The sequence below is a fragment of the Saccharopolyspora sp. NPDC000359 genome (genome assembly GCF_040300525.1).
Lineage (GTDB): Bacteria > Actinomycetota > Actinomycetes > Mycobacteriales > Pseudonocardiaceae > Saccharopolyspora.
Genome location: NZ_JBEPDU010000048.1, coordinates 15044 through 40380, shown reverse-complemented (window position 1 = coordinate 40380; position 25337 = coordinate 15044). Strand labels below are relative to the sequence as shown.

21 protein-coding genes are annotated in these 25337 nt (G+C 70.7%); 8 read left to right on the top strand and 13 right to left on the bottom strand.

The window, feature by feature from the left end; translation table 11 throughout:
• Positions 1 to 305: 305 nt before the first annotated feature.
• The 5 genes from ABT324_RS26310 to ABT324_RS26290 all read left to right on the top strand — a co-directional run bounded on the left by ABT324_RS26310 (position 306) and on the right by ABT324_RS26290 (position 5552).
• The gene (locus tag ABT324_RS26310) at positions 306 to 1211 is read left to right on the top strand and encodes an iron-sulfur binding domain-containing protein (RefSeq protein WP_351182852.1); all 906 of its coding nucleotides are present in this window, start codon (positions 306 to 308) and stop codon (positions 1209 to 1211) included.
• Positions 1211 to 1726 (top strand): 2'-5' RNA ligase family protein, encoded by a 516-nt coding sequence (locus ABT324_RS26305; RefSeq protein ID WP_351182850.1) that lies wholly within the window; start codon positions 1211 to 1213, stop codon positions 1724 to 1726. The genes ABT324_RS26310 and ABT324_RS26305 overlap by 1 nt, the downstream gene beginning before the upstream one ends.
• 835 nt (positions 1727 to 2561) lie before the next feature.
• Entirely contained in the window at positions 2562 to 3242 is a 681-nt protein-coding gene (locus tag ABT324_RS26300; RefSeq protein ID WP_351182848.1) for an ATP-binding cassette domain-containing protein, read from the top strand.
• On the top strand, positions 3239 to 5179 hold the full coding sequence (locus ABT324_RS26295; protein ID WP_351182846.1) for a YhgE/Pip family protein: 1941 nt from the start codon (positions 3239 to 3241) through the stop codon (positions 5177 to 5179). The genes ABT324_RS26300 and ABT324_RS26295 overlap by 4 nt, the downstream gene beginning before the upstream one ends.
• 64 nt (positions 5180 to 5243) lie before the next feature.
• Positions 5244 to 5552, top strand: coding sequence for an antibiotic biosynthesis monooxygenase family protein (locus ABT324_RS26290; RefSeq protein ID WP_351182844.1), 309 nt, complete (start codon positions 5244 to 5246; stop codon positions 5550 to 5552).
• A gap of 43 nt (positions 5553 to 5595) precedes the next feature.
• Here the strand turns inward: ABT324_RS26290 and ABT324_RS26285 are convergent, their stop codons facing one another.
• Complete coding sequence (locus tag ABT324_RS26285; RefSeq protein WP_351182842.1) at positions 5596 to 6588, bottom strand: endonuclease/exonuclease/phosphatase family protein; 993 nt, start codon at positions 6586 to 6588, stop codon at positions 5596 to 5598.
• A 104-nt stretch (positions 6589 to 6692) separates the two neighbouring features.
• Between ABT324_RS26285 and ABT324_RS26280 the strand changes: the two genes are divergently transcribed.
• On the top strand, positions 6693 to 7640 hold the full coding sequence (locus ABT324_RS26280) for an ATP-binding cassette domain-containing protein (protein WP_351182840.1): 948 nt from the start codon (positions 6693 to 6695) through the stop codon (positions 7638 to 7640).
• A 70-nt stretch (positions 7641 to 7710) separates the two neighbouring features.
• The gene (locus tag ABT324_RS26275; protein WP_351182838.1) at positions 7711 to 8529 is read left to right on the top strand and encodes an ABC transporter permease; all 819 of its coding nucleotides are present in this window, start codon (positions 7711 to 7713) and stop codon (positions 8527 to 8529) included.
• A gap of 235 nt (positions 8530 to 8764) precedes the next feature.
• Here the strand turns inward: ABT324_RS26275 and ABT324_RS26270 are convergent, their stop codons facing one another.
• From ABT324_RS26270 to ABT324_RS26260, 3 genes are all read right to left on the bottom strand, one after another.
• A complete protein-coding gene (locus ABT324_RS26270; protein ID WP_351182836.1) occupies positions 8765 to 11908 on the bottom strand; it encodes an ATP-binding protein in 3144 nt (1047 codons plus the stop codon).
• 86 nt (positions 11909 to 11994) lie between these two features.
• Positions 11995 to 12894, bottom strand: a complete 900-nt coding sequence (locus tag ABT324_RS26265; RefSeq protein WP_351182834.1) for a hypothetical protein — start codon at positions 12892 to 12894, stop codon at positions 11995 to 11997.
• A gap of 51 nt (positions 12895 to 12945) precedes the next feature.
• Positions 12946 to 13563 (bottom strand): helix-turn-helix domain-containing protein, encoded by a 618-nt coding sequence (locus ABT324_RS26260; protein WP_351182832.1) that lies wholly within the window; start codon positions 13561 to 13563, stop codon positions 12946 to 12948.
• Positions 13564 to 13832: 269 nt separating this feature from the next.
• On the opposite strand from ABT324_RS26260, the gene ABT324_RS26255 reads away from it, so the two are divergent.
• Positions 13833 to 14558, top strand: coding sequence for a DedA family protein (locus ABT324_RS26255; RefSeq protein WP_351182830.1), 726 nt, complete (start codon positions 13833 to 13835; stop codon positions 14556 to 14558).
• A gap of 247 nt (positions 14559 to 14805) precedes the next feature.
• Here the strand turns inward: ABT324_RS26255 and ABT324_RS26250 are convergent, their stop codons facing one another.
• From ABT324_RS26250 to panC, 9 genes are all read right to left on the bottom strand, one after another.
• Entirely contained in the window at positions 14806 to 17355 is a 2550-nt protein-coding gene (locus ABT324_RS26250; RefSeq protein WP_351182828.1) for an ATP-dependent Clp protease ATP-binding subunit, read from the bottom strand.
• A 246-nt stretch (positions 17356 to 17601) separates the two neighbouring features.
• The gene (locus ABT324_RS26245) at positions 17602 to 18462 is read right to left on the bottom strand and encodes an ABC transporter ATP-binding protein (RefSeq protein ID WP_351182826.1); all 861 of its coding nucleotides are present in this window, start codon (positions 18460 to 18462) and stop codon (positions 17602 to 17604) included.
• Positions 18459 to 19541 carry a FecCD family ABC transporter permease gene (locus tag ABT324_RS26240; protein WP_351182824.1) on the bottom strand — a complete coding sequence of 361 codons (1083 nt, stop codon included), beginning with the start codon at positions 19539 to 19541 and terminating at the stop codon, positions 18459 to 18461. The genes ABT324_RS26245 and ABT324_RS26240 overlap by 4 nt, the downstream gene beginning before the upstream one ends.
• Positions 19538 to 20608, bottom strand: a complete 1071-nt coding sequence (locus tag ABT324_RS26235) for a FecCD family ABC transporter permease (RefSeq protein ID WP_351182822.1) — start codon at positions 20606 to 20608, stop codon at positions 19538 to 19540. The genes ABT324_RS26240 and ABT324_RS26235 overlap by 4 nt, the downstream gene beginning before the upstream one ends.
• Positions 20609 to 20939: 331 nt before the next feature.
• Positions 20940 to 21296 (bottom strand): histone-like nucleoid-structuring protein Lsr2, encoded by a 357-nt coding sequence (locus ABT324_RS26230; protein WP_351182820.1) that lies wholly within the window; start codon positions 21294 to 21296, stop codon positions 20940 to 20942.
• Positions 21297 to 21481: 185 nt separating this feature from the next.
• On the bottom strand, positions 21482 to 22936 hold the full coding sequence (lysS, locus tag ABT324_RS26225; RefSeq protein WP_502949798.1) for a lysine--tRNA ligase: 1455 nt from the start codon (positions 22934 to 22936) through the stop codon (positions 21482 to 21484).
• A 111-nt stretch (positions 22937 to 23047) separates the two neighbouring features.
• Complete coding sequence (locus ABT324_RS26220; protein ID WP_351182882.1) at positions 23048 to 23851, bottom strand: type III pantothenate kinase; 804 nt, start codon at positions 23849 to 23851, stop codon at positions 23048 to 23050.
• A gap of 33 nt (positions 23852 to 23884) precedes the next feature.
• On the bottom strand, positions 23885 to 24361 hold the full coding sequence (panD, locus tag ABT324_RS26215) for an aspartate 1-decarboxylase (RefSeq protein ID WP_351182816.1): 477 nt from the start codon (positions 24359 to 24361) through the stop codon (positions 23885 to 23887).
• Positions 24362 to 24454: 93 nt separating this feature from the next.
• Complete coding sequence (gene panC, locus ABT324_RS26210) at positions 24455 to 25333, bottom strand: pantoate--beta-alanine ligase (protein ID WP_351182814.1); 879 nt, start codon at positions 25331 to 25333, stop codon at positions 24455 to 24457.
• Between the last annotated feature and the right edge of the window lie 4 nt (positions 25334 to 25337).

Genomic DNA, 25337 nt, shown 5'->3' with positions numbered 1-25337 from the left:
CAATCGAAATCGCGTGAGGTTCGGCGCTTTAAGGCTGGCGGCGATACGAGGTGGGCCTGCGGAGGAGTAGTGACGTCCGGCGCTTTGGGCGCTGGAGGCGATACCGGGCGGGCCTGCGAAGAGGCGGCGACGATCGGCGCTTTGGGCGCTGGAGGCGATACCGGGCGGGCCTGCGGAGGGGTGTTTTGTGGAGGTGGGGTTGCATGGGTTGTGGGGTGGGGGCGGTGGGTGGTGGCGGGGTGGGTGGGTTGTTGGCGGGTGGGCTTGTGTTTTCAGGGGTTGGGGTTTGGCAGGATTGGGGGGTCATGGAGAGTTCTGGTGTGGGGTTCGTTGGGTTGGCCTTGGAGCCTGGTGAGTTGATCTCGTGGTTCGCCGCTTCTGGGCGGGCTTTGCCTTGGCGGGCTGCCGGGACCACTGGGTGGGGGGTGCTGGTCAGCGAGACCATGCTGCAGCAGACCCCGGTCAAGCGGGTCCAGCCGATCTGGGAGGAGTGGATGCGGCGGTGGCCGCGGCCCTCTGACCTGGCTGCCGAGTCGCAGGGCGAGGTCGTGCGGGCTTGGGGGAAGCTCGGGTACCCGCGGCGCGCCCTTCGCTTGCACGAGGCCGCCGCGACCATCGCCGCGGAGCACGGTGACGTTGTTCCTTCGGATGTCGAAACCCTGCTGGCGCTGCCGGGGGTGGGGGCTTACACCGCGCGGGCCGTCGCTGCCTTCGCCTACGGGAAGCGCGCTCCGGTTGTTGACACGAACGTGCGGCGGGTTGTGGCGCGGGCCGTGCACGGGGCTGGGGACGCTGGGCCGCCTTCCACCAAGCGGGACCTCGCCGACGTCGAGGCGCTGCTCCCGGACGACGATGCTTCGGCGGCGAAGCTCTCCGCCGCGCTGATGGAGCTCGGGCAGGTCGTGTGCACGGTGCGTTCGCCGCTGTGCGAGTCGTGCCCGATCGCGCACGACTGCGCTTGGCAGCACGCCGGTCGTCCGGCCTACGCGGGCCCACCGAAGAAGGTGCAGAAGTTCGCGGGCACCGACCGGCAGGTGCGCGGGAAGCTGCTCGACGTGCTGCGCGGGTCCTCGGGACCGGTGCTGCGCGAGCAGTTGGACGCGGTGTGGTCCGACGCCGGGCAGCGCGACCGCTGCCTGGACTCGCTGCTGGTGGACGGGCTGGTGGAGCAGACCGACGACGGGCGCTTCGCGCTGCCCGGGGAGCACTGATGGCGCACGCGCTGGTCTTCTTCTTCGACGACCGCACCGAGTCGGAGGTCCGCGGCCTGCAGCGGCGGTTGACCGACGCGGGGGTGCCGAGCCCGGTCGGCAGGCACCGCCCGCACGTGGTCCTGGCCGCGGCGGGGAGCATCCCGGCGGCGGCCCGCAAGGCGGTGCGCGCTGAGCTGGACCTGCTGTCCATCCCGGACCTCTGGCTGCACACGCTCGGCACGTTCCCCGGCGAGGACCGGGCGCTGCTGCTCGGCGCGGTGGTGGATGCCGAGCTGCTGGCGGTGCACTCGGCGGTGCACGACGCGCTGGCGGGCCGGGTGCAGAACCCCTCGGCCTACTACTTCCCCGGCGCCTGGATCCCGCACTGCGCCCTCGCCCAAGGCCTCACCGACGACCAACTCGCCACCGGGTTCCGCGCGCTCCAACCACCGGACGACGTCCGCGCCGCGATCAGCGAAGTCGCGATCCTCGACACCCGCACCGGAAACGCCGACACCCTCCTCACCCGCTGACCCAACCGCGGTCCCAACGAGGCGATCTCACCCGAACCCCTCAGGCGCTTCACCAGATGATCTACAGTTTCAATTGAAACTGCACCCCCAGGCAACCGCCGAAACCTCCCCAACCGGCACCCAACGCCGCTCGCGGACGTGGGTGAACGCCCCTCCACCTCGGGCGAGGTAGAGCAGTGACGAGTCGCCGAACGAGGGGAAACGGGCGCAGTTTCAATTGAAACTGCGCATCCACCGAGGACCACTTCGCAGTTTCAATTGAAACTGCGGGACCACGGCGTCGTAGCCGTTCGGCCGCCCAGGCCCGTGGCGCGTTCGGCCGGTGCTTCCTACGCCCGATCTGGACTCGGCCACTCGGCGCCTCTTCGACCCGTCCGTCCTCCATTGCACGACGTTTCCTTCGTCCGGCCCAACCTCCGATGCCCGACTCCTCCTCCGTCCGGCCCGACCTCCGACACCCGATTCCTCCTTCGTCCGGCCCGACCTCCGTCGCCTGGCGCCTCCTTCAACCGGGCCCGACCTCCACCGCCCGGTACCTCCTTCGTTCAGGAATGGATTCCGGCGGGTGGTGGGGCTGGGGTGGGATGACTGACCAGGGGTTGTTCACTCTTTCCGGGGATGTTGTTGGCATGTCGGGGTATGACACGGCGGGGGTGTTGGCACCATCCGCACCTCTGGTGGAAGTCGGGTCCCCGGTTTCCACCGGAGGTGCGTGCCGTCCAGGCCCGGGGCGGGTCGGTGCCGGTCCGCTGTGGACCCCGGGGCCGACCACGAGTTGCCGGGTGCTGGGGGAGCCGCCACTTTTGGATCAGCACCGCACCCGGCAGGAGGACGCATGGATGTCGACGGCGTGAGCATCCTCGCCCGCGGGATCGCCGTCCGGGGGCCGGAAGGCGTCGTGTTCGCCAACCTCGACCTGGAGGTCTCCGCCGGAGCGCTCGCCGTGGTGGCCGGTCCCGGTGGTTCCGGGCGGACCTCGCTGCTGCTCGCGCTGTCCGGGCGGCTGCCGCTGATCACCGGGTACCTGGACGTCTCCGGGCACGTGCTGCCCGCCCAGGCCAGGGTGGTGCGGCAGTTGATCCGCCCGGCGCGGCTGCGGCCGGGCTACGAGCTGGAGGACCGGCACCGGGTCCGGGAGGCGGTCCTGGAGCGCCGCCTGATCAGCGGTGCCTCCGACCGCGACATCGACGCCGCGCTCTCCCTGGTCGGCCTGGCCCCGGACCGGTCCGCGCTGGTCGGCGAGCTGCACCCGGCCGACCAGCTGCTGCTCGCGGTGGCGCTGGCGGTCGCGTCCTCGCCCGCCGGGATCCTCGTCGACGACGTCGAGGTCGGGTTGCCGCTGCCCTCGCGCGCCCGAGTGTGGGCGGCGCTGCACGAGGTGACCCGGACCGGGACGACGGTGCTGGCCAGCGCCTCGGACGCGCCGTCCGGGGACGTCGAGGTGATCCACCTCCCGGCCCGCGAGCAGGACTGGCCGACCGATGTGTTCGACCTGCTGGAGGAGGACGCGCCGTGAAAGCGCTCAACCTGGCCTGGCTGGAGCTGCGGCGCTTCCGCGGGCCGCTGCGCCGCCTGGTGCCGCTGGTGCTGGTGCTGGTCCCGCTGCTGTACGGCTCGCTGTACCTGTGGTCGAACTGGGACCCCTACGGCAGGTTGGGGCAGGTGCCGGTCGCGGTGGTCAACTCCGACCGGCCGGTGGACGCCCACGGCGAGCACATCGACGCCGGGGAGCAGTTCGTCCAGCAGATCAAGGCGACCGACACCTTCGACTGGCACTTCGTGGACGCCGCCGACGCCCGGCGCGGGCTGGAGGAGGGCACCTACTACTTCACCATCGAGGTGCCCCCGGACTTCAGCGCCCGGCTGGCCACCGCGGCGGACCGCAACCCGGAGCGGGCGGCGCTGCACATCGTCAAGAACGACGCCAACGGCTTCATCGTCGGGATCATGGCCGACACGGTGAAGACCGAGCTGCAGAACCAGATCAACGCCGCCGCGCACGCCACCTACGCCCGCGCGCTCTACGGTGAGCTGGACCAGGCGCGGCAGAAGTTGCAGCTGGCGTCGGAGGCGTCCAAGCAGCTGGTCGAGGGCACCGAGCTGAGCAAGCAGGGCACGGCCGCGCTCTCCACCGGGCTGAACGGCGTGCGGGACGGCACCGGCCAGATCGCCCAGGGCGTGCGGAGCATCTCGGACGCGAGCGCCCAGCTGGACCAGCAGTTGACCGCGATCACCGACTTCACCGCGGAGCGGCTGCCCGGTGCGGTGAACGCGCTGGTCAACGCCAGCAACGTGGCGGTCAGCAGCCTGAGCGCGATCAAGACGACCACCGGGTTCCTCAGCCAGCGCGCCGGGGAGGGCCGCGCGTCCGTCGAAGAGCTCGGCCAGAAGCACCCGGACATCGAGCAGGACCCCGCCTACCAGCGCGCGCTGGACATTTCCCGCAAGATCGCCGACGCCGCGGCCACCGCCGACGGCGACGCGCAGGAGGCGCTGACCACCGCGCAGGAGGCCAACCAGCAGGCCTTGGCGCTGCAGAACAACCTCGGCCCGCTGCAGAACCAGATTCGCGCGATCACCGCACCGGCCGACACGCTGCGCGCGGGCGCGGCCGAGCTGGCCGGGGGCAGCAACGGCATCACGAACGGGCTGGACACGCTGGCCGCGAGCAGCGGCGTGCTGCACACCGGGGCCGGGCAGCTCAACGACGGTGCGAAGACGTTGCAGGGCCTGGTCGACGACTCGCTGGGCAGGATCCCGCCGACGAACCCGACCGAGGTCGCCCAGGCCGCCGACGTGCTGGGCTCGCCGACCGAGATCCACGTCGACAACATCAACCCGGCGCACGTCTACGGGCGCGGGTTGGCGCCGTTCTTCTTCGCCATCGCGCTGTGGGTGTTCGGCCTGTTCGCGTACTTGCTGCTCAAACCGGTGAACCAGCGGGCCATGGCGGACCGGGTGAGCGCGTGGACGATCGCGCTGGCCGGGTTCCTGCCCGCCGCCGCGCTGGGCGTGCTCGGCGGGTTCGTGCTGTACGCGGTGGTCGACTTCGGGCTGGGGTTGGACCCGGTGCACCTGTGGTGGACGCTCGGGCTGGTCGCGCTCGCCGCACTCGCGTTCGTGGCGATCGACCACTTCCTGCGTACCGCGTTGGGCGCGGTCGGCGACCTGCTGTCGCTGGTGCTGCTGATCATCCAGCTCACCGCATCCGGCGGGCTGTACCCGATGGAGACCGCGCCGGTGCCGTTCCAGGCGGTGCACCCGTTCCTGCCGATGAGCTACCTGGTGGACGGGCTGCGGGTGACGATCTCCGGCGGCGAGGCGCAGCACCTGCTCCAGGACGCTGTCGTGCTGGCCGGGTTTCTGGCGATCTTCCTGCTGCTGACCACGCTGGTGGTGCAGCGGCAGCGCACCTGGTCGGTGGCCCGGCTGCACCCGCAGATCGAGCTGTGAGGACCGCTCCGGGCATGGGGCGCCAAGGTCGCCGATCACCCCGACGGGCACGTAGGCTGGCTACATGGCTGTTGTGAAGATCAATGCGATCGAGGTTCCCGAAGGCGCTGGTCCGGAGCTGGAGAAGCGGTTCGCCGAGCGGCACGGCTCGGTGGACAGCGCGCCGGGCTTCCTCGGGTTCGAGCTGCTGCGCCCGGTGAAGGGCGACAACCGCTACTTCGTCTACACGAAGTGGGAGTCCGAGGAGGCGTTCCAGGCCTGGGCGTCCGGCCCGGCGAAGGCCGCGCACGCCGGTGAGGCTAAGAACCCGGTCGCCTCCGGCTCCAGCCTGCTGGAGTTCGAACTGATCCAGGAGTCCTACCCGGAGAAGTGACCCGTCCGTGAGCGCTCTGCGGGTCCGCGGGGCGCTCACGGCCTCAGCTGCCGACCACGAGCGTCGCGAGGACCGCCCGGTGGTCGGCGCCGGGGACCGGGAAGACCTCGAAGGACTGCGGGACGACCTCTGGCGTGGTGAGGACGTGGTCGATCGCCACCGGCGGCGGGAACCAGCCCTCCGGCCAGGTCGCGCGCAGTCCCGCTCCGGTGGCCGCTGCGGCGTCGGTGTAGCCGCGGCCGACCAGGTCTCCGAGGCGGCTGTGGTCGAGCGTCGCGTTGAAGTCGCCCGCCAGCACGCGGGGCGTGCCGTTCACCGGCAGCTGCCCGAGGTCGACCATCTCGCGCCGCCACACGTCGTAGGTGCTGCTGCCCATCGGGTACAGCGTGTGCACCGCGACGACCTCCACCGGCGGGCTGCCCGGCCGCATCAGCAGCGCCGACGGCTGGGCGAGCGTCGAGTCCGGCACCAGGTCCAGTTCCCGCAGCGGGTGGCGCGCCGCGATCCCGGAGCCTTCCGCCTTCGGACCCGCCCGGAACACCCGGTGCGGCAGTTGCGCGCCCAACCCCGCGGCGTCCAGCCGGTCGACCAGCTCCGGGGTGAGTTCCTGCAGGCTGAGCACGTCGACCTGGTTCCGCCGCACCAGCTCCACGATCTCCTCCGCGTCCGCCTGCCCGAAGTAGGCGTTGATCGACAGCACGCGCAGCGGATCGCCCTGGGTCGGCGCGGTGTTCGACCAGGCCCGCGGCACCACGGAGAACACCAGCAGCACCGTCACCAGACCGACGACCAGCGCGGTCAGCCAGCGCCGCAGCAGCAGCCCGAGCAGCGCGAGCACGGCGCCGACCAGCGCCGCGTACGGGGTCAGCGCCACCAGCGCCACGGTGCAGCGGTCGAACTCCAGCCCGCCCAGCGGTAGCGCCGCCCAGGCGAGGAAGCCGAGGCTCAGCAGCACCAGCAGGGCGGACAGCACCCGCCCGCCCGGCTTGCGCGGTTCCAGCTCCTCTTCCACCTGCTCGACCCACGTCCGAGTCACCAACGACCCCCTGCCATCCGGAGCACCAAGCCTGTCAGCGGTTTGTGCGCGGCCTGCCAGCGCCCCTCCGGACAGTGGGATGCGTGAGGACCTGAGGAGGTTGCATGACATACGCGATCCAGGCCGAAGGCCTGGTCAAGCGCTTCGGCTCCACCACCGCGCTGGCCGGGGTCGACCTCGCCGTGCCCACCGGGACGATCCTCGGCGTGCTCGGCCCCAACGGCGCGGGCAAGACCACCGCGGTGCGCATCCTGGCCACCCTGCTGCGCCCGGACGCCGGGACCGCCACCGTCGCGGGTCACGACGTGCGGCGCCAGGCGGTCGCGGTGCGCAGCCGCATCGGGTTGACCGGCCAGTACGCCTCGGTGGACGAGGAGCTGACCGGGGTGGAGAACCTGGTGCTGATCGGCCGACTGCTGGAGATGCCGCGGCGCGACGCGAAGGCCCGCGCGGCCGAGCTGCTGGAGCGGTTCGGGCTCACCGACGCGGGCGGGCGCGCGATCAAGACCTACTCCGGTGGGATGCGCCGCCGCCTGGACCTGGCGGCCAGCCTGGTGGGGCGTCCCGAAATCCTCTACCTGGACGAGCCCACCACCGGGCTCGACCCGCGCAGCCGCAACCAGGTGTGGGACATGGTCCGCGACCTCACCGGCGAGGGCGTCACGGTGCTGCTCACCACCCAGTACCTGGAGGAGGCCGATCAGCTGGCCGACCGGATCAGCGTGATCGACCACGGCCGGGTCGTCGCGGACGGCCGCGCCGACGAGCTCAAGCGCCGGACCGGCGGCCAGACCCTGCAGGTGCGCCCGACCGACCTGGCGAACCTCCCCGCGGTGCGCCGGATCCTGGCCGAGCTGACCGGTGCCGAACCCGCCACCCACGACGAGAGCGGACTGCTCACCGCCCCGGTCGACGACCCGGTCCTGCTGTCCACCCTGGTGCGCCGACTCGACGACGCGGGCATCACCGCCGACGAGCTCGCGCTGCGCCTGCCGAGCCTCGACGAGGTCTTCCTCGCCATCACCGGGAAACCAGCCGAGGAGGCCGCATGACGAACCAGCCACAGCACTCCGCGAGAGGCCGGAACCACCACTGCGAATCGTTGCGAGGAGGCGCTGCCGCATGACTGCCACGGTGGAACGCACGCCCGCTGCACCGACGGCGGCCCCGGAGCGCATCGGGTTGCTCCGCGCCCTGCGGCACGGGTTGACCCTCGCCGGTCGCAGCGTGCTGAAGATTCGCAAGTCGCCGGAGGTCCTGGCCGACGTCACGATCCAGCCGATCCTGTTCCTGGTCATGTTCGTCTACCTCTTCGGCGGCGCGATCCAGGGCGACACCAGCACGTACCTGCAGGTCACACTGCCGGGGGTGATGGCGATGAACATGGTCTTCGGCAGCCTCGGCACCGGCATGGCGCTCAACACCGACATCAACAAGGGCGTCTTCGACCGGTTCCGCAGCCTGCCGGTGGCCCGGTCGGCCCCGCTGATCGGCGCGGTGCTCGGTGACATCGTCCGCTACCTGGTGTCGCTGGCGGTGCTGCTGGTGGTGGCCTCCCTCATGGGCTTCCGGATCCGCACCGACCTGCTGTCCACGCTGCTCGCCATCGTGGTGGTGATCGCCTTCGCCCTGGCGATGTGCTGGATCACGGTGTTCCTGGGGATGCTGATCAAGAGCCAGCAAGCGCTGCCCGGGGTGGCGATGGCCCTGATGTTCCCGATCACCATGGGCAGCAACGTCTTCGTCCCCACGGAAACGATGCCCGGCTGGCTCCAGACCTGGGTGGGCATCAACCCGGTGACCCAACTCGCGGACACGGCCAGGGGCCTGATGATCGGCGGTCCAGTCCTGGCCCCACTGACGGCAACCCTGATCTGGATGGTGGCCATAGTGGCGGTCTTCTTCCCGCTGGCGATGTGGGCTTACCGCCGCCGCGCATGAACCCCACGGCCTCCTCCCACCACCCGAGGCGGGAGGAGGCCGCACCCACACCCCGGGGACCACGGCAACAGCCGACGAACAACGGTCACCCGAGGACGGAGGCCCGCGGACGGCCGACCGATGGGTACCAACGACTGCGATTTCGATTGGAATTGCTAAACCGCGCCACCGCAAGCTCCGCCGCGAACGAACAATCCCGGTTGAAATTGCAGCATCCCCAGCGCAACCTCAACCCCTACACCGCCAAAACCCCCCGAAGCTCCGAAAAAGCCTCTTCCCGCCCGAGCCCCGCCCCAGCCTCCGTCTCCGCGACGTAGTCATCGCCCAACGACCGGAGAACCGCCCGAACCTCGGGCTCCCCCTCGTCCAACTGCCCCCGGAAGGCGATCGCCATCCCCAGCAGCCGCGCCGCTGATCCTGAACGCCCCTGAGCATGCTCCACACAAGCCGCTTGTTCGGCGATCGCGGCAGTCATCGGCATGTCCCGAAGGTCGAACCCGATCAGCAGTGCTGCGGCCAGGGACTCCCGGGCAGCCTCGAAGCGTCCTTCGGCGGCGTGCAGGCGGGATTCGCTCAACCTCACCAGCTGCCGCAGGGGCTGCGGCGTCATGGTCGTGTCGCCGAGGAGTTCACGCAGGCGGCCCAAGTGCTCCCAAGCTTCGGCGTGGTTGCCGGTCACGCGGGCCACTTCGACCAATCCGGTCAGGGCGCCGATGCGGTGGTGCGGGAAGGCGTTCTTGCCGGTTTCCTCGGCCCGGCGCAGCTGCTCCTTCGCGCCTTCCAGGTCACCGGCGCGCAGCAGCTCCACGCCGATGCGGGCCTGCACCGACACCAGGTCGTCGGTGCAGCGCAGTTCGCGCAGGGTGGCGGCGGATTCCTGCAGTGCGTCGACCGCGCCCTCGTGGTCCCCGCGCTGGGAGCGCAGCTCGGCCAGGTTGTGGATGCTGCTCGCGGTGCCCCACCGGTCGCCGATCGCGCGGAACTCGACGAGCGCGGCCAGCAGGTCCTTCTCCGCCGCCGCCGGGTGCCCGGAGTGCTCGAAGGCCCAGGCCCGGCAGTACAGTCCGGCGGCGCGCGACCAAGGGCGCGGGTCCTGCAGCGCCGACTCCACGCACCTGTCCATTTCGGACTGCTCGCCGGAGAGCATCCAGGCCACCGGTTCCAACATCGCCGCGTACAGGTAGCGGGACCGGGCCCCGGTGTCGCGGACCGCGACCACCGCGTCGCGCAGGCGGCTGAACCAGTCCGGTTCGTCGGAGATCATCCGCAACATCAGCTCGACGACCGCGCGGCTCTCCGGCGGGGCGGCGCCCGGCAGCGCGGCGACCGCGTTGAGCCGGCCGATCAGTTCCTCGTGCTGCGCGGCCATCGACCAGTACCAGCACAGCGCCGCCACCAGCCGGGCCCCGCGGTCGGCGTCGCCGGACGAGGTCGCCCAGTGCAGCGCGGCGATGATGTTGTCGTGGTCGGCGTCGAGCCGGTTCATCCAGTCGACCTGCTCGGCCAGGTGCAGGTTCGGCGCGATGCGCTCGGCGAAGTCGACGTAGTACGCGGCGTGCGAGGCGCGCAGCACCTCCTCCTCCCCCGCCGCGGCGAGCTGCTCACCGCAGAAGGCGCGCACCGTCTCCAGCATCCGGTAGCGCATGCCCTGGCCCGAATCCACCGCCTCCACCAAGGACTTCTCCACCAGCGACAGCAGCACGTAGAACGCGTCGCCGCTGGTGGGCTCGGCGTCCGCGCACACCCCGGAGATCGCTTCCGGGGTGGCGCCACCGGCGAACACCGACAGCCGCCGGGCCAGCGCCTGCTCCTGCTCGGTGAGCAGGTCCCAGCTCCACTCCACCACCGCGCGCAGCGTCCGGTGGCGCGGCATGGAGGTGCGGTTGCCGTTGGTGAGCAGGCGGAAGCGGTCGTCCAGGCGGTCGGCGATCTGGCGCGCGCTCATCGCCCGAAGTCGCGCCGCGGCGAGCTCGATGGCCAGCGGCATGCCGTCCAACCGGCGGCAGATCTCCACCACGTCACCGGTGTTGCCCTCGTCCAGCGTGAACCCGGGGCGCGCGGCCGCCGCCCGGTCGGCGAACAGCCGCACCGCCGCGGACTCCCGCGCCACGTCAACGGATTCCGGCAGTTCCAGCGGGCCGACGGGCAGCAACCGCTCCCCGGCCACCGCGAGCGGTTCCCGGCTCGTCGCGAGCACCTGGAGCTGCGGCGAACAGCTCAGGACTTCCTGCGCGAACTCGGCGACAGCGCCGATCACGTGCTCGCAGTTGTCCAGCACCAGCAACGTCGGTTCCGCCGCGAGCAGCTCCTCCACCCGGCTCAGGGCGTGCGCCTTCGGTGCTTCCAGCAACCGGTTCTCCCGAACGCCCAGCGCGGTCAGCACCGCCGACGTCAGGTCGTGCTCGTCGCGCAGCGGCGCGAGCTCCACGAACCACACCCGGCGATCCGTCATACCCGCCGCGGTTTCGGTGGCCAGCCGGGTCTTCCCCGCACCGCCCGGCCCGAACAGCGTGACCAGCCGCGCCTCGGCCAGCTCCGCTCGCGCGTGCTCGATCTCGCGCTCCCGGCCGACGAAGCTGCTCAACCGCGTAGGCAGCACAGCCGGGGCCGACGTCCGACGCGTCTCTGGACGCGGCGCGAACTCGGGATCGCCGCGCAGCACAGCGAGCTGCAGGTCCTTCAACTCCTGCGAAGGATCCATGCCGAACTCGTCGTCCAGGCGACGCCGCAGCGCCTCGAACACCGCTAGCGCGTCCGGTTGCCTCCCGCAGGCGTAGAGCGCGCGGATCCGCAACGACGTGAGCCGCTCGCGCAGCGGGAAGCGCGCGCACAAGCCTTGCAGCTCGGGCACCAGATCAACCTGGTGACCAGCGCGCAGGTCCGCCTCGACCCGGTCCTCGAGCGCCGTGAGCCGCAGCTCGTCCAGCCGCGCCACCTGCGCCTCGGCGAACGGTGCGTCGGGGAAGTCCGCGAGCGCGGTGCCGCGCCACAGCGCCAGGGCCTCGCGGAGCGTGGCGGCGGCCGCGTCCACCTGGCCGTCGCGGAGCGAGCGGCGGCCATCGGCCGCGAGCCGCGCGAAGCGGTCGGCGTCGACGTCCTCAGGATCGACCAGGAGGGCGTAGCCCGACGGGTCGGAGCGCAGCTCCAGGGAGCCGTCGAGCGCGCGGCGCGCGCGGGAGACGAGCGACTGGAGCGCGTTGAGCGCGCGAGCCGGTTGGGCGGAGCCCCAGAGGTCGGCGATGAGCGCCTCGGTGGCGACCGGGCGACCGGCTTCGAGCGCGAGACGCGCGAGGAGCGTGCGCACCCGGAGGCCACCGACGTCCACCGCCCGACCGTCGGGGGTGGTCAACCGGAATGGCCCCAGGAGCGCGACACGCACCAGACCAGCTTCTCAAAGATCCGGGCCCGGGTGCTCACAAACAGGGGGTCGTGAGTGCGTAACAGTGTTCGAACACTGTTACGCACTCACGACCCCCAGCGGCCGTTCTGGCGCAGCACCGCGACCGCGGCGACCGTGGCGCAGCCGCGCCACTCCAGGGACGCCGCATCCGAGTAGCTGGTGAAGTCCACGGCCCAGCCACCGTCCGGGAGCTGTCCGCGCTCCAGCCGGTCCAGGTCGGCGACGACAGCTTCGGGGTCGAGCAGGGCGCGGACCGGGCGGTCGGGTTCGGGCGCGTAGTCGAGGAGGTGGAGGGTTTCGCCCTCGGCTCCGCCGACGACGGCGACAGCGCCGTCACGCGGGACGAACTGGCCGAGGTGGTCGAGCAGGTCGCGCGCCGCCGGGCGGGTGTCGGAGGCGGCGTCGAGAAATTGGAGGGCGAAGGAGAGGACGTAGGCGGGTGGTGCCTCCTCGATCCGGCGGATCGCGTCGAAGCAGTACCGCGTCGCCGCCGCCAACCACGGGTGGTCGCGGACCGACCCGTCCCAGCGCGCGAGGCGGTGCGCCTGCGCTGCCACCGCAGCGGTGATCTGCAGCGACGACTCAACCGGGTCCGCCTGCACCCAGAACGGGGCGCAGGCGGCGGGGTCGCTGACCGGCAGCGCGAAGGGCAGGCCGCCGTCGGGGAGCGTCACGGTGGTCAGCCAGTCGAGCAGCGCTGCGGTGCTCGGGGAGTTCGCGGCTTGGGCGTCCGCGAGGGCTTCGAACGCGTGCAGCGCGCCGCCGGGTTGGCTCTCCGGTGCGCGGAGGTCCGGTTCCAGGCCCCACCCGTAGCCGCCGTCGGGGTTCCGGTAGCCGTCGAGCGCGCTGACGACAGCCTGGCGCTCGGCCTCGCCGCCGGTGGTCAGGGCCTCGAACCGCCGCCGGTCGAGGATCCTCGCGTGCGAGGTCAGGAACGTCCTCGCGCGGTCCAGGTCGATGCTCATACCCGCACCCTGGCACCCACGACGCGGCTCCGTCTTGGACGGAACGGCCAACTACGCGATGAGCGCTGCCGGGGTCCGCCCCGCGAGGCGCTTGGTCTCGCGGGTGAAGTGGGCCTGATCCGCGTAGCCCGCGGTCACGGCGGCTTCGGTCAGCGGCAGGCCCGACCGCGCCAGGTGGAGCGCGCGCTGGAAGCGGTGGATCCGCGCGAGCGACTTCGGGCCGTAGCCGAAGACCCGGTTGCTGAGCCTGCGCAGCGACCGCTCCGACAGGTCGTGGAGCTGCGCCGTCTCCCGAACGCCCAGGTCGGCGCGGGCCGCTCGGTCCAGGGAGGCCGCGAGGCGCAGGGCCGAACGGTCGGGGTCGGCGCGCGTCCACAGGTCGACGAGGACCTGCTCGAGGGCGCTGACCACGTCCGCCTCCACGGACCGGGCGGGGAGGGCGACGAGCTCGGACAGCGCGACCCGCCGGTCCGCCAGCTCGTCGACGGGCACGCCCAGCAGCGCGTGCGCCACGCCCGGTGCCAGCCGGAGGCCCCACGTCACCTCGCCCGGCCTGGTCTCGACCGCCATGGCCCGGGTGTCGGGCCCGGCGACGACCATGCGGTCCTGGAACCACATCAGGTCCAGCACGCCGTCCGGGACGACGTGCTGCCGCCCGTCCGACCGCACGCGCCACACCGTTGCCCCGGTCCTGGGGCCGCGTCGCGCCGCGTAGCTCGCCACTCCCGGACCACCTCCATCCGTACCGCCAATCGTAGGAGCGCCGGTGACCTGCGGTGGAGCGCGAGGCGGCCGCCTGGGTGGTGTAGATCACCAACCGGGTGGCCGGAGTGCGCCGAACGGCTGGAATCATGGAACAAACGGACATTTGTTCCGATCAACGTTCCGCTTGAGCCGCGATCGCCGCGGCGGAGCACCCCCTACCCGGAGCCGCTCGAATGGATCTGACGACCTTGGCCGCCACCTCCGCCGAACCGACCGGCTTCACCGGCTGGGTGGTCTCCGTGATGGAAGCGCTCGGCAGCCCCGGTGCCGGGGCCATCGTCGCCCTGGAGAACCTGTTCCCGCCCATCCCGTCCGAGGTGATCCTGCCGCTGGCCGGGTTCACCGCCAGCCAGGGCGGCATGACCGTCCTCGGCGCGATCCTGTGGACCACGCTGGGCTCGCTGGTCGGGGCACTCGCGCTCTACGGACTCGGCGCCACGCTGGGCCGTGACCGCACCCGCGCCATCGCGGCGAAGCTGCCGCTGGTCAAGACCGCCGACATCGACAAGACCGAGGCGTGGTTCGCCAAGCACGGCGTCAAGGCGGTGTTCTTCGGCCGGATGATCCCGTTGTTCCGCAGCTTCATCTCGCTGCCCGCCGGGGTCGAGCGCATGCGCCTGAGCACCTTCGCGCTGTTCACCACCCTCGGCAGCCTGATCTGGAACACGGTCTTCGTGCTCGCGGGCTACCTGCTGGGGGAGAGCTGGTACCTGGTCGAGCAGTACGCCGGGGTGTTCTCCAAGGCGGTGCTGGTGGTGGCGGTCCTCGCCGTGGTGGCCTTCGTGGTAATCCGCATCCGCGCCAACCGCCGGGGCACGCCGCCCGACGACGCCCCCACTGTCCAGTTCGCCCGGGTCTCCGCGGACGCCCCCACCGAGGAGTTCCGCCGCCTCCGCTGACCCCGCGACCCACGCACAACCGCCTGACCAGGGGTTACAGTTTCAATTGAAACTGTAACCCCTGGTCATCACGTGGGCCGCAGTTTCAATTGAAACTGCGACTCGCAGGCACACCGGATCGCAGTTTCAATTGAAACTGCGGAGTCAGGTGGGGACTGAAGTTCCAGTTGGAACTGCTGTCGTCCGGTGCCGGACATGCGGAAGGCCCCGCTCCCCAGGTGGGGTGCGGGGCCTCCTGCTGCGGGGGTCAGGACTCGGAGTCCGTGCCCTCCTGCTTGTCGTCGGAGCTCGCCGAGACCGCGACCGGCGGGGTGTCCGGGACCAGCGAGGGCCGCGGCTCACCGCGGAAGGTGAAGTGCGCCTTGTCGTCGGCGCCTTCGCCGTCCCAGCCCTCGACGTCGACGATCACGATCTGACCGGCCTGGATCTCGCCGAACAGGATCTTCTCGGACAGCTTGTCCTCGATCTCCCGCTGGATCGTCCGGCGCAGCGGCCGCGCGCCCAGCACCGGGTCGAACCCGCGCTTGGCCAGCAGCTTCTTGGCGTTCTCGGTCAGCTCCAGGGCCATGTCCTTGCCCTTGAGCGCCTTCTCCACCCGACCCGAGAGCAGGTCGACCATCTGGATGATCTCGTTCTCGGTGAGCTGGTGGAACACGATCACGTCGTCGATGCGGTTGAGGAACTCCGGCCGGAAGTGCTTCTTCATCTCCTCGTTGACCTTGGACTTCATCCGCTCGTAGTTGGACTCAGCGCCCTGACCACTGGAGAAGCCCAGACCAACGGCCTTGGAGATGTCCTGCGTGCCGAGGTTCGAGGTGAAGATCAGCACCGTGTTCTTGAAGTCCACCGTGCGGCCCTGGCCATCGGTGAGACGACCGTCCTCCAACACCTGCAACAGCGTGTTGTAGATCTCCTGGTGGGCCTTCTCGATCTCGTCGAACAGCACCACCGAGAACGGCTTGCGGCGGACCTTCTCGGTGAGCTGGCCACCCTCCTCGTAACCGACGTAGCCGGGCGGGGCACCGAACAACCGCGAAGCGGTGTAGCGGTCGTGGAACTCACCCATGTCGATCTGCACGAGCGCGTCGTCGTCACCGAACAAAAACTCCGCCAACGCCTTGGACAGCTCGGTCTTACCCACACCGGAGGGACCGGCGAAGATGAACGAACCCGACGGGCGCTTCGGGTCCTTCAACCCGGCACGCGTGCGGCGGATCGCCTGGGACACGGCCTTGACCGCGTCGTCCTGACCGATGATCCGCTTGTGCAGCTCCTCCTCCATGCGCAGCAGGCGGGTGGTCTCCTCCTCGGTGAGCTTGAACACCGGGATACCGGTCCAGTTCGCCAGCACCTCGGCGATCTGCTCGTCGTCGACCTCGGCGACCACGTCCAGGTCACCGGCCTTCCACTGCTTCTCCCGCTCCTCCTTCTGACCGAGGAGCTGCTTCTCCTCGTCCCGCAGGCGAGCGGCCCGCTCGAAGTCCTGCGCGTCGATCGCGGACTCCTTCTCCCGACGCACATCAGCGATCTTCTCGTCGAACTCCCGCAGGTCCGGCGGCGCGGTCATCCGACGGATCCGCATCCGGGCCCCGGCCTCATCGATCAAATCGATCGCCTTGTCCGGCAGGAACCGGTCGTTGATGTAGCGGTCGGCCAGGCTGGCCGCGGCCGCCAACGCCGAATCAGTGATCGACACCCGGTGGTGCGCCTCGTAGCGGTCCCGCAGACCCTTCAGGATCTCCACGGTGTGCTCCAGCGAGGGCTCCCCCACCTGGATCGGCTGGAACCGGCGCTCCAGCGCCGGGTCCTTCTCCACGTACTTGCGGTACTCCTCCAACGTGGTGGCACCGATGGTCTGCAACTCACCACGGGCCAGCATCGGCTTGAGGATGCTCGCCGCGTCGATCGCACCCTCAGCCGCACCCGCACCGACCAGCGTGTGGATCTCGTCGATGAACAGGATGATGTCACCGCGGGTCTTGATCTCCTTGAGCACCTTCTTCAGGCGCTCCTCGAAATCACCGCGGTACCGCGAACCAGCCACCAGCGAACCCAGGTCCAGGGTGTAGAGCTGCTTGTCCTTCAACGTCTCGGGCACCTCGCCCTTGACGACCTTCTGAGCCAGCCCCTCCACCACGGCGGTCTTACCCACACCGGCCTCACCGATGAGCACCGGGTTGTTCTTCGTGCGCCGCGAGAGGACCTGCATGATCCGCTCGATTTCCTTCTCCCGGCCGATCACCGGGTCCAGCTTGTTCTCCCGCGCGCTCTGCGTCAGGTTGCGGCCGAACTGGTCCAGCACCAGCGACGACGACGGGGTGCCCTCACCCCGCCCACCAGCCTCCGCCGGCTCCTTGCCCTGGTAACCCGACAACAGCTGCAGGACCTGCTGGCGCACCCGGTTCAGGTCCGCACCCAGCTTGACCAGCACCTGCGCGGCCACACCCTCGCCCTCGCGGATCAACCCGAGCAGGATGTGCTCGGTGCCGATGTAGTTGTGACCGAGCTGCAGCGCCTCCCGCAACGACAGCTCCAGCACCTTCTTCGCCCGCGGGGTGAACGGGATGTGCCCGCTCGGGGCCTGCTGCCCCTGGCCGATGATCTCCTCGACCTGTTGGCGCACGCCCTCAAGCGCGATCCCCAACGACTCCAGCGCCTTGGCGGCGACACCCTCACCCTCGTGGATCAAGCCCAGGAGAATGTGCTCGGTGCCGATGTAGTTGTGGTTGAGCATCCGGGCCTCTTCCTGGGCCAGGACGACCACCCGCCTCGCGCGGTCGGTGAACCTCTCGAACATTCGCACTCCCTGACTGCTGCGCCGGCGGTCTCGTTGGCTGGACACGGCTCCTGCATCGCCGATGCCCACGACGGGTTCAGCACTCTTGAGGACCACTGTAGTAGCCCCACCCGGTCGCGGTCCGTGCCCGCTACGGCCTGCTGCCCACATTCTTGTCCGGCACCCTGACCAACGGCCCGCTGGCCTGCGGGATTCCGGATCTGCCCCGATCGGATGGCCCTGTCCGCTGAGCGCGAACACGGTCTGTTAGCTGGGCTGATCGGGCTTCCCGGCCCCGCGGCCGCCGACCGGCACCACCATCGGGGTACCCGCGACCGGATCAGCAATCACCCGCGCGTTGAGCCCGAAGACCTCGGCCAGCAACGGCTCGGTGAGCACCTCCGCGGGCTCGCCCTCGGCGACCACGGCGCCGTCCTTCATGGCCACCAGGCGGTCGGCGTAGCGGGCAGCCAGGTTGAGGTCGTGCAGCACCATCACCACGGTGCGCCCGCTCTCGTCGTGCAGCTGCCCGACCAGCTCCAGCACGTCCACCTGGTGGGACAGGTCGAGGTAGGTGGTCGGCTCGTCAAGCAGCAGCAGGTCGGTCCCCTGGGCCAGCGCCATGGACAGCCAGGCGCGCTGCCGCTGGCCGCCGGAGAGCTCGTCCAGGGTGCGGTCGGCGAGGTCGGCGATGCCGGTCATGCCCAGCGCCTCGGCCACCGCGGACTCGTCGTCGGAGGACCACTGGCGGTACCAGGACTGGTGCGGGTGCCGCCCGCGCGCGACCAGGTCGGCGACGGTCAGGCCTTCGGGTGCGACCGGCGACTGCGGCAGCACGCCGAGCACCTTCGCCACCTCCCGGGTCGGCATCTTGTGGATCTGCTTGCCGTCCAGCAGCACGCTGCCGCGCTGCGGCTGGAGCAGCCGTCCGAGGGCGCGCAGCAGGGTCGACTTGCCGCAGCCGTTCGGGCCGATCACCGCGGTGATCGTGCCGTCCACGACGTCGAAGTCCAGGCCGTCGGTGATGACCCGGTCGCCGTAGGCCAGCTTCAGGTCGCTGGCGTGCAGCCGCTGCCGGGCAGCGCCGGTTGCGCCGGTCTTCTCGCTGGACGTGGCGGACGCGGTCATGCGCGGACCTCCCGGTACCGACGGACGAGCAGGTAGATCAGGTACGGCGCACCCAAGATCGCGGTGACGATGCCGACCGGCAGCTCCAAGGCGCCGAACGCGGTCCGCGAGATCACGTCCGCGCCGACCACCAGCGCGCCGCCGAACACCATGGAGGCCAGCATCGGCGGGCGCGAGGTGCGCGCCAGGCGCAGCGCGATCTGCGGGGTGGCCAGCGCGACGAACTGGATCGGCCCGGCCGCCGCGGTGGCGATGGAGGCCAGCACGACCGCGGCCAGCAGCAGCAGGCCGCGGGACAGGTCCATCCGGACGCCCAGGCCGCGCACGGTGTCGTCGTCGAACTGCAGGGCGCTGAGCACGTGCGAGCCGATCAAGGTCAGCGGGACCAGCACGCACAGCGCGATGGCCGTGGGCACCACGTGCTCCCAGCCGCGCGCGTTGAGGCTGCCGGTCAACCACACCAGGGCGCGGCCCGCCTCGTTGACGTCGCCGACGGTGAGCAGCCAGTAGGTGGCGTTGCCCGCCAGGGCGCTGACGCCGACGCCCACCAGCACCAGCCGGTAGGAGTCCACCCCGCGCCGGTAGGCCAGGCCGTAGACGGCCACCCCGGTGAGCAGGCCGCCGACCAGCGCGACGAGCGGCAGGCCGTAGTCGGCCAGCGCCCCGGCCACGCTGCCCGCGGTGCCGCCGAGCACGATCACCAGGGTGGCCGCGGTGCCCGCGCCCCAGGTGATGCCGAGCATGTCCGGGCTGGCCAGCGGGTTGCGCGCGAGGGTCTGCATGATCGCGCCGGACAGGCCCAGCGCGGCGCCGACCAGCAGCGCGGTCAGCGCCCGGGGCAACCGCAGCTCCAGGATGATGATCTGCTGCGCCCGGTCGCCGCCGCCGAGCAGCGTCTGCAGCACCTCCAGCGGGCTGATCTGGTACTCGCCGAGGCCGACGTCGAGCACGAAGACCGCCAGCAGCAGCACCAGCCCGCCGAACAGCGCCAGCAGCGGCCGCCAGCGCAGCACCCCGGAGAACGGTCCGAGCCGCGCCGGTCGCCGCCCGGCGACGCCACCTTCCAGCACCTGGGTCACAACCGCACCAACTTCCTGCGGCGCACGAGCGCGATGAAGAACGGGGCGCCGACCATCGCCAGCATCACCCCGACCTGGACCTCGGACGGCCGCGCCACCAGGCGCCCGAGCACGTCGGCCAGCAGCACCAGCGCGGCGCCGAGCAGTCCGGCGAAGGGCAGCAGCCAGCGGTAGTCGGCACCGGTGAAGTACCTGGCCACGTGCGGCACGATCAGCCCGACGAAGCCGATCGGCCCGCAGATCGCGACCGCGCTGCCGACCAGGACCGCGATCGCGGCGATCCCGGCCCGGCGCGACCACTCCACCCGGTGCCCCAGCGAGCGGGCCACGTCCTCGCCGAGCGACAGGGCGTTCAGCCCGCCGGCGTTGGTCAGCGCCAGCACGACGCCGACCAGCACGAACGGCACCACCTGTGGAATCACCGCGGGGTCGGTGACGGCGATCGAGCCGACCTTCCAGAACCGGTAGGTGTCCATCGTCTGCTGGTCGGTGAGCACCAGCGCCGAGGTGATCGCCTGCAGCAGGAAGCTGATCGCGGTGCCCGCCAGCGCCAGGGTCACCGGGGTGGGTCCGCCGCGGCCGATCGAGCCGATGGCGAACACCGCCAGCGCGCCGAGCACGGCCCCGGCGAAGCCGAACCAGATGAACCCGATCAGCGTGGTGACGCCGAAGGTGTAGATGGCCAGGACCACGGCCAGCGCCGCGCCCTGGGTGATGCCGAGGATGCCGGGGTCGGCGATCGGGTTGCGGGTGTGGCCCTGCATCAGCGCTCCGGCCAGGCCCAACCCGAGCCCGGCGAGCACGCCAACGATGGTGCGCGGCACCCGCAGCTCGCGGATGATCAGGTCGTTCTCGGTGCCGGTCGGCGCGACCAGCCCGCTCCAGACCTCGCCCAGCGGGATCGTCTTGGCACCGATCGCGATGCTGAGCACGCAGCTGACCAGCAGCGCGGCCAGCAGGACGGCGATGCCGACGAGTCGGCGACGGCGGCGTTCGCGCAGGCGGGAACCGCCGGTCGCAGCCCGCTCCGCTGCGCGTGGACCGTCGACGGCCAGGCTGCCACTCACGTCCCACTCCCTCTGCCGGATCACCCGATCGTGCTTAGGTTAGGCCCACCTAAGCACGGGGCCCAGAGCGGGGCGAGATGTCCACCGTCACACCTCGGCCGCACCGGTACCGGATGAACCGGCACAAAATGATCTTCACCGCTTTTCCCGATTTACCGCTGAATGGGATTCGCACCCCGCAACGGCAACTCCGCCGCGATGCCCCACAACCGTGATCACGCGCACAGGCGCTTTCCCCCGCAACTCACGGCGCGAGGGGTTCGGAGAACACGACGAGGGGCGCTCACCCGGCTCTTCGCCGGGCGAACGCCCCTCCGCTGCCGAGATCTCGTCAGTTGGCCTGGTGGTACTGCTCCACGATGTCGGCCGGGATCCGACCGCGGTCCGACACCTTCAGGCCGCGCTTGCGGGCCCATTCCCGAATGGCCTGGTTCTGCTCGCGGTCAGCACTCGTCGAACCACCGCCGGAACGCGCGCCACCCGAACCCGGGCGCGGGCCCGGCTTCTTCCGGCCACCCGCGCGACGGGCGTTGGAGACGTAGTTCGCCAGCGCGTCCCGCAACTCGCCCGCATTCTCGGCGGAAAGGTCGATCTGGTACGACACGCCGTCCAATCCGAACTCGACGGTTTCGTCGGCCTGGCCGCCGTCCAGATCGTCGACAAGGGTGACAGTGACCTTCTGCGCCATCTTCGAAGTCCTCCCCGGAAGAGCAAAATGTGCCAGAACGGGACAGCACGAACTGCTGGGAGCGGAAACTCCCCCGCGAGTACTCCAATAGCCGTCACCGATGCATTCTGAGCTCAGGTTAGCGCAGTAAGTGCGATAATGCACTCACCCGTGCCCGAAAATTCACCGCGACGTCCCTGATCGGGTCATTCGGGGCGGACCAGCGGGAACAGGATCGTCTCCCGGATACCGAGGCCGGTCAACGCCATCAACAACCGGTCGATACCCATTCCCACCCCGCCGCTGGGCGGCATTCCGTACTCGAGCGCGCGCAGAAAGTCCTCGTCGACCGGCATCGCCTCGTCGTCCCCGGCCGCCGCGAGCTTGGCCTGCTCCTCCAGGCGGGCCCGCTCCACCACCGGGTCGACCAGCTCCGAGTAGCCGGTGGCCAGCTCGAACCCGCGGATGTAGAGGTCCCACTTCTCCGCCAGACCCGGGCGCTCCCGGTGCTGCCGGGTCAGCGGCGAGGTCTCCACCGGGAAGTCGCGGACGAACGTCGGCGCGGTCAGGTGGTCGCCGACCAGGTGCTCCCACAGCTCCTCGACGAGCTTTCCGTGGCCGTGCGCCGGATCGGTCTGCAATCCCCGCGAGTCGGCGTGCTTGCGGAGCACCTCGACCGGGGTTTCCGGGGTGATCTCCGAATCCAGCGCTTCGGACAGCGAGTCGTACATCCGGATCGAGGTCCACTCGCCGGACAGGTCGTACTCGGTTCCGTCGTACCAGGTGACCACCTGCGAACCGGCGACCTTCTCCGCCGCCTCCTGGATCAGGGACCTGGTCAGCGCGGCCATGTCGTCGTAATCGGCGTAGGCCTGGTAGAACTCCAACATGGCGAACTCCGGGGAGTGGGAAGAATCACTCCCCTCGTTGCGGAAGTTCCGGTTGATCTCGAAAACCCTCTCGATCCCACCGACCACGCAGCGCTTCAGGTACAACTCGGGCGCGATCCGCAGGAACAGATCCATGTCGAAGGCGTTCGAATGCGTCACGAAGGGTCGCGCCGCGGCCCCACCCTGCAACGTCTGCAGCATCGGGGTTTCCACCTCGACGAAACCACGCCGCTCGAACGAATCCCGCAACGAGCGCTGCACCGCGGCCCGAGTGCGCACGGTGTCCGCGGCCTGCTTTCGGACGATCAGGTCGACATAGCGCTGCCGGACCCGCATTTCCTCGCCGAGTTCCTTGTGCATGACCGGCAGCGGGCGCAACGACTTGGCCGCCATTCGCCATTCGTCGGCCATCACCGACAGCTCGCCGCGGCGGGAGGTGATCACCTCGCCGCGCACGAAGACGTGGTCGCCGAGGTCGACCTCGCTCTTCCACATGGCCAGCGAGTCCTCGCCGACCTGCTTGAGGCTGAGCATCGCCTGGAGCTCGGTGCCGTCGCCCGCGCGCAGCGTGGCGAAGCACAGCTTGCCGGTGTTGCGCAGGAACATCACGCGGCCCGCCACGCCGACCTGCGCACCGGTGGCGGTGTCCGGCTCCAGCCCGTCGTGGGCGGCGCGGACCTCGGCGAGCTCGTGCGTGATGGGCAGGGTCACCGGGTACGGGTCGACTCCGGCCGCGAGCAGGCGCTCCCGCTTCTCCCGCCGGACCCGCATCTGCTCCGGCAGGTCGTCAACGCCGTCGTCGCTGGTTGCCGGGGGAATGGAACGGTCCTCAGTCACGGGAACCAAGGGTACGGTTCCGCAATCTCCCCGGATGAGCAGGGCTCACGAGGTCTTGAAGTTGCGGTCGTAGACCAGGCGCAGGCCCAGCAGCGTGAGGTCGGGGACGTGGTGGGTGATCGTCGTGGACTCCCCCACCACCAGGGGCGCCAGGCCGCCGGTGGCCAGGACCGTGGTGGGGCCGCCGTGGGTGGCCTCCAGCTCCGCCACGATGCGGCGCACCAGGCCGTCCACCTGCCCGGCGAAGCCGTAGAGGATGCCGGACTGCAGGCACTCCACAGTGTTCTTGCCGATCACCGAGCGGGGCCGGACCAGCTCCACCTTGCGCAGCTGCGCGGCGCGGGCGGCCAGCGCGTCCAGCGAGATCTCCACGCCGGGGGCGAACGCGCCGCCCAGGAACTCGCCCTTGGCCGAGATCACGTCGATGTTCGTGGAGGTGCCGAAGTCGACCACCACGCAGTTCGTGGCGTGCAGGTGGTGCGCGGCGAGGGTGTTGATGACCCGGTCCGCGCCGACCTCCTTCGGGTTGTCCACCAGCAGCGGGACCCCGGTGCGCACGCCCGGCTCGACCACCACCCGCGGCACGTCGTCCCAGTACCGGCCCAGCATGACGCGCAGCTCGCGCAGCAGCGCGGGCACCGTGGACAGCGCCGCGATGCCGGTGACCTGCTCCGCGCGGTCGCCGAGCAGACCGCGCATGGTCAGCGCCATCTCGTCGGCGGTCATCCGCGGCTCGGTGCGCATCCGCCAGTCGTGCACCAGCGTCGCGGCGAGGTCGGCGCTGTCCGAGCTGGTGTCGTAGAGGCCCAGCGAGATGTTGGTGTTACCGACGTCGATGGCCAGCAGCACGGGTCCGCCCCTTCCGGAGGTCATGCCGGTCGATCAGTGCTCGGGCTGCTGGAGGAGGGCGTCCAGCTTGGCCGCGTCGTCGGTCTCGGCCGGTGCTTCGGGGACCACGCCCGCGCTGGTCAGGCCCGAGCCCGCCGGTGCCACGCCGGGCTGGTCACCGGTCTCCAGGGCCTTGTTGTCGGCGTCGACGAAGATCACCTTCGGCCGGATCGAGCGGGCCTCCAGCTCGTCCATGACGCCGTAGGACAGCAGGATCACGATGTCACCGGGCTCGATCAGGTGCGCGGCGGCGCCGTTGATCCCGATCACGCCGGAACCGCGCTCGCCGGTGATCACGTAGGTCTCCAGGCGGGCGCCGTTGGTGACGTCCACGATGGCCACCTGCTCGCCCTCGAGCAGGTCCGCGGCGTCCATCAGGTCGGCGTCCACCGTGACCGAACCGACGTAGTGCAGGTCGGCCTGGGTCACCGTGGCCCGGTGGATCTTGGACTTCAACATGGTGCGGAACACCGCAGACCTCCTACTGCCGATACCGCAACTCTCGCCGACGTATCTTGCGCGATGCCCCGGCAGCTCCCGCCGGCACCCGCGCGGTCGGCCCGATCAGGACTGCTCCGGGGCGCCCAGCAGCACCTTGGCGTTGTCGATCAGCCGGGTGCGGCCGACGCGCGCCGCCACCAGCAGCCGCGCCTCGCCCCCGGTCGGGACCGGCCCGAGCTCGGGATCCCGCAGCTCCAGGTAGTCGACCTCCACCGACGGCTCGGTGGCCAGCACCTCGCCCGCGGCCTTGAGCACCGCCTCCGCGCCCGCCGGTCCGGCGTGCGCCCCGGCGGTCAGGGCCGCCGAGATCGCCAGCGCGGCGCTGCGCTGCTCGTCGCTGAGGTAGGCGTTGCGGGAGGACAGCGCCAGGCCGTCCGGTTCCCGGACGGTGGGAATGCCCTGGACGCGCGCATCCAGGTTCAGCTCACGCGCCATGCGCCGGATCAGCACCAGCTGCTGGTAGTCCTTCTCCCCGAAGAACGCCAGGTCCGGGCGCACGATGTTGAGCAGCTTCAGCACGACAGTGAGCACGCCGTCGAAGTGGCCCGGCCGCGCCGCGCCCTCCAGCTGCTCGCCGATCGGTCCGGAGTGGACGGTCAGCTGCGGGTCGTCGCCGTACATCTGCTGCACCGACGGGGCGAAGACCAGCTCGACCCCGGCCTCCCGGCACAGCTGCAGGTCGGTCTCGAAGCTGCGCGGGTAGCGGTCGAAGTCCTCGTCCGGGCCGAACTGCAGCGGGTTCACGAAGACCGACACGACCACCACCGCGTTGATGTCCCGGCGGGCCCGCTCGATCAACTCCAGGTGGCCGCGGTGCAGCGCACCCATGGTCGGCACGAGGTGGACCTTGCGGCCGGTGGCCCGCAGCGCGCGGGTGACCCGCGCCAGCTCGGCGGGTTCGCGGTGCACGGTCAGCGCACCGCGCTCGAAAGCTGCGCTCATCACG

Coding starts and splice junctions, on each gene's coding strand:
- ABT324_RS26255 (WP_351182830.1), top strand. CDS start 13,833: ATGGATCTGACGACCTTGGCCGCCACCTCCGCCGAACCGACCGGCTTC.
- ABT324_RS26245 (WP_351182826.1), bottom strand. CDS start 18,462: ATGACCGCGTCCGCCACGTCCAGCGAGAAGACCGGCGCAACCGGCGCT.
- ABT324_RS26265 (WP_351182834.1), bottom strand. CDS start 12,894: ATGAGCATCGACCTGGACCGCGCGAGGACGTTCCTGACCTCGCACGCG.
- ABT324_RS26250 (WP_351182828.1), bottom strand. CDS start 17,355: ATGTTCGAGAGGTTCACCGACCGCGCGAGGCGGGTGGTCGTCCTGGCC.
- lysS (WP_502949798.1), bottom strand. CDS start 22,936: ATGCGGGTCCGGCGGGAGAAGCGGGAGCGCCTGCTCGCGGCCGGAGTC.
- ABT324_RS26290 (WP_351182844.1), top strand. CDS start 5,244: ATGGCTGTTGTGAAGATCAATGCGATCGAGGTTCCCGAAGGCGCTGGT.
- ABT324_RS26305 (WP_351182850.1), top strand. CDS start 1,211: ATGGCGCACGCGCTGGTCTTCTTCTTCGACGACCGCACCGAGTCGGAG.
- ABT324_RS26280 (WP_351182840.1), top strand. CDS start 6,693: ATGACATACGCGATCCAGGCCGAAGGCCTGGTCAAGCGCTTCGGCTCC.
- ABT324_RS26310 (WP_351182852.1), top strand. CDS start 306: ATGGAGAGTTCTGGTGTGGGGTTCGTTGGGTTGGCCTTGGAGCCTGGT.
- ABT324_RS26230 (WP_351182820.1), bottom strand. CDS start 21,296: ATGGCGCAGAAGGTCACTGTCACCCTTGTCGACGATCTGGACGGCGGC.
- panC (WP_351182814.1), bottom strand. CDS start 25,333: ATGAGCGCAGCTTTCGAGCGCGGTGCGCTGACCGTGCACCGCGAACCC.
- ABT324_RS26300 (WP_351182848.1), top strand. CDS start 2,562: ATGGATGTCGACGGCGTGAGCATCCTCGCCCGCGGGATCGCCGTCCGG.
- ABT324_RS26275 (WP_351182838.1), top strand. CDS start 7,711: ATGACTGCCACGGTGGAACGCACGCCCGCTGCACCGACGGCGGCCCCG.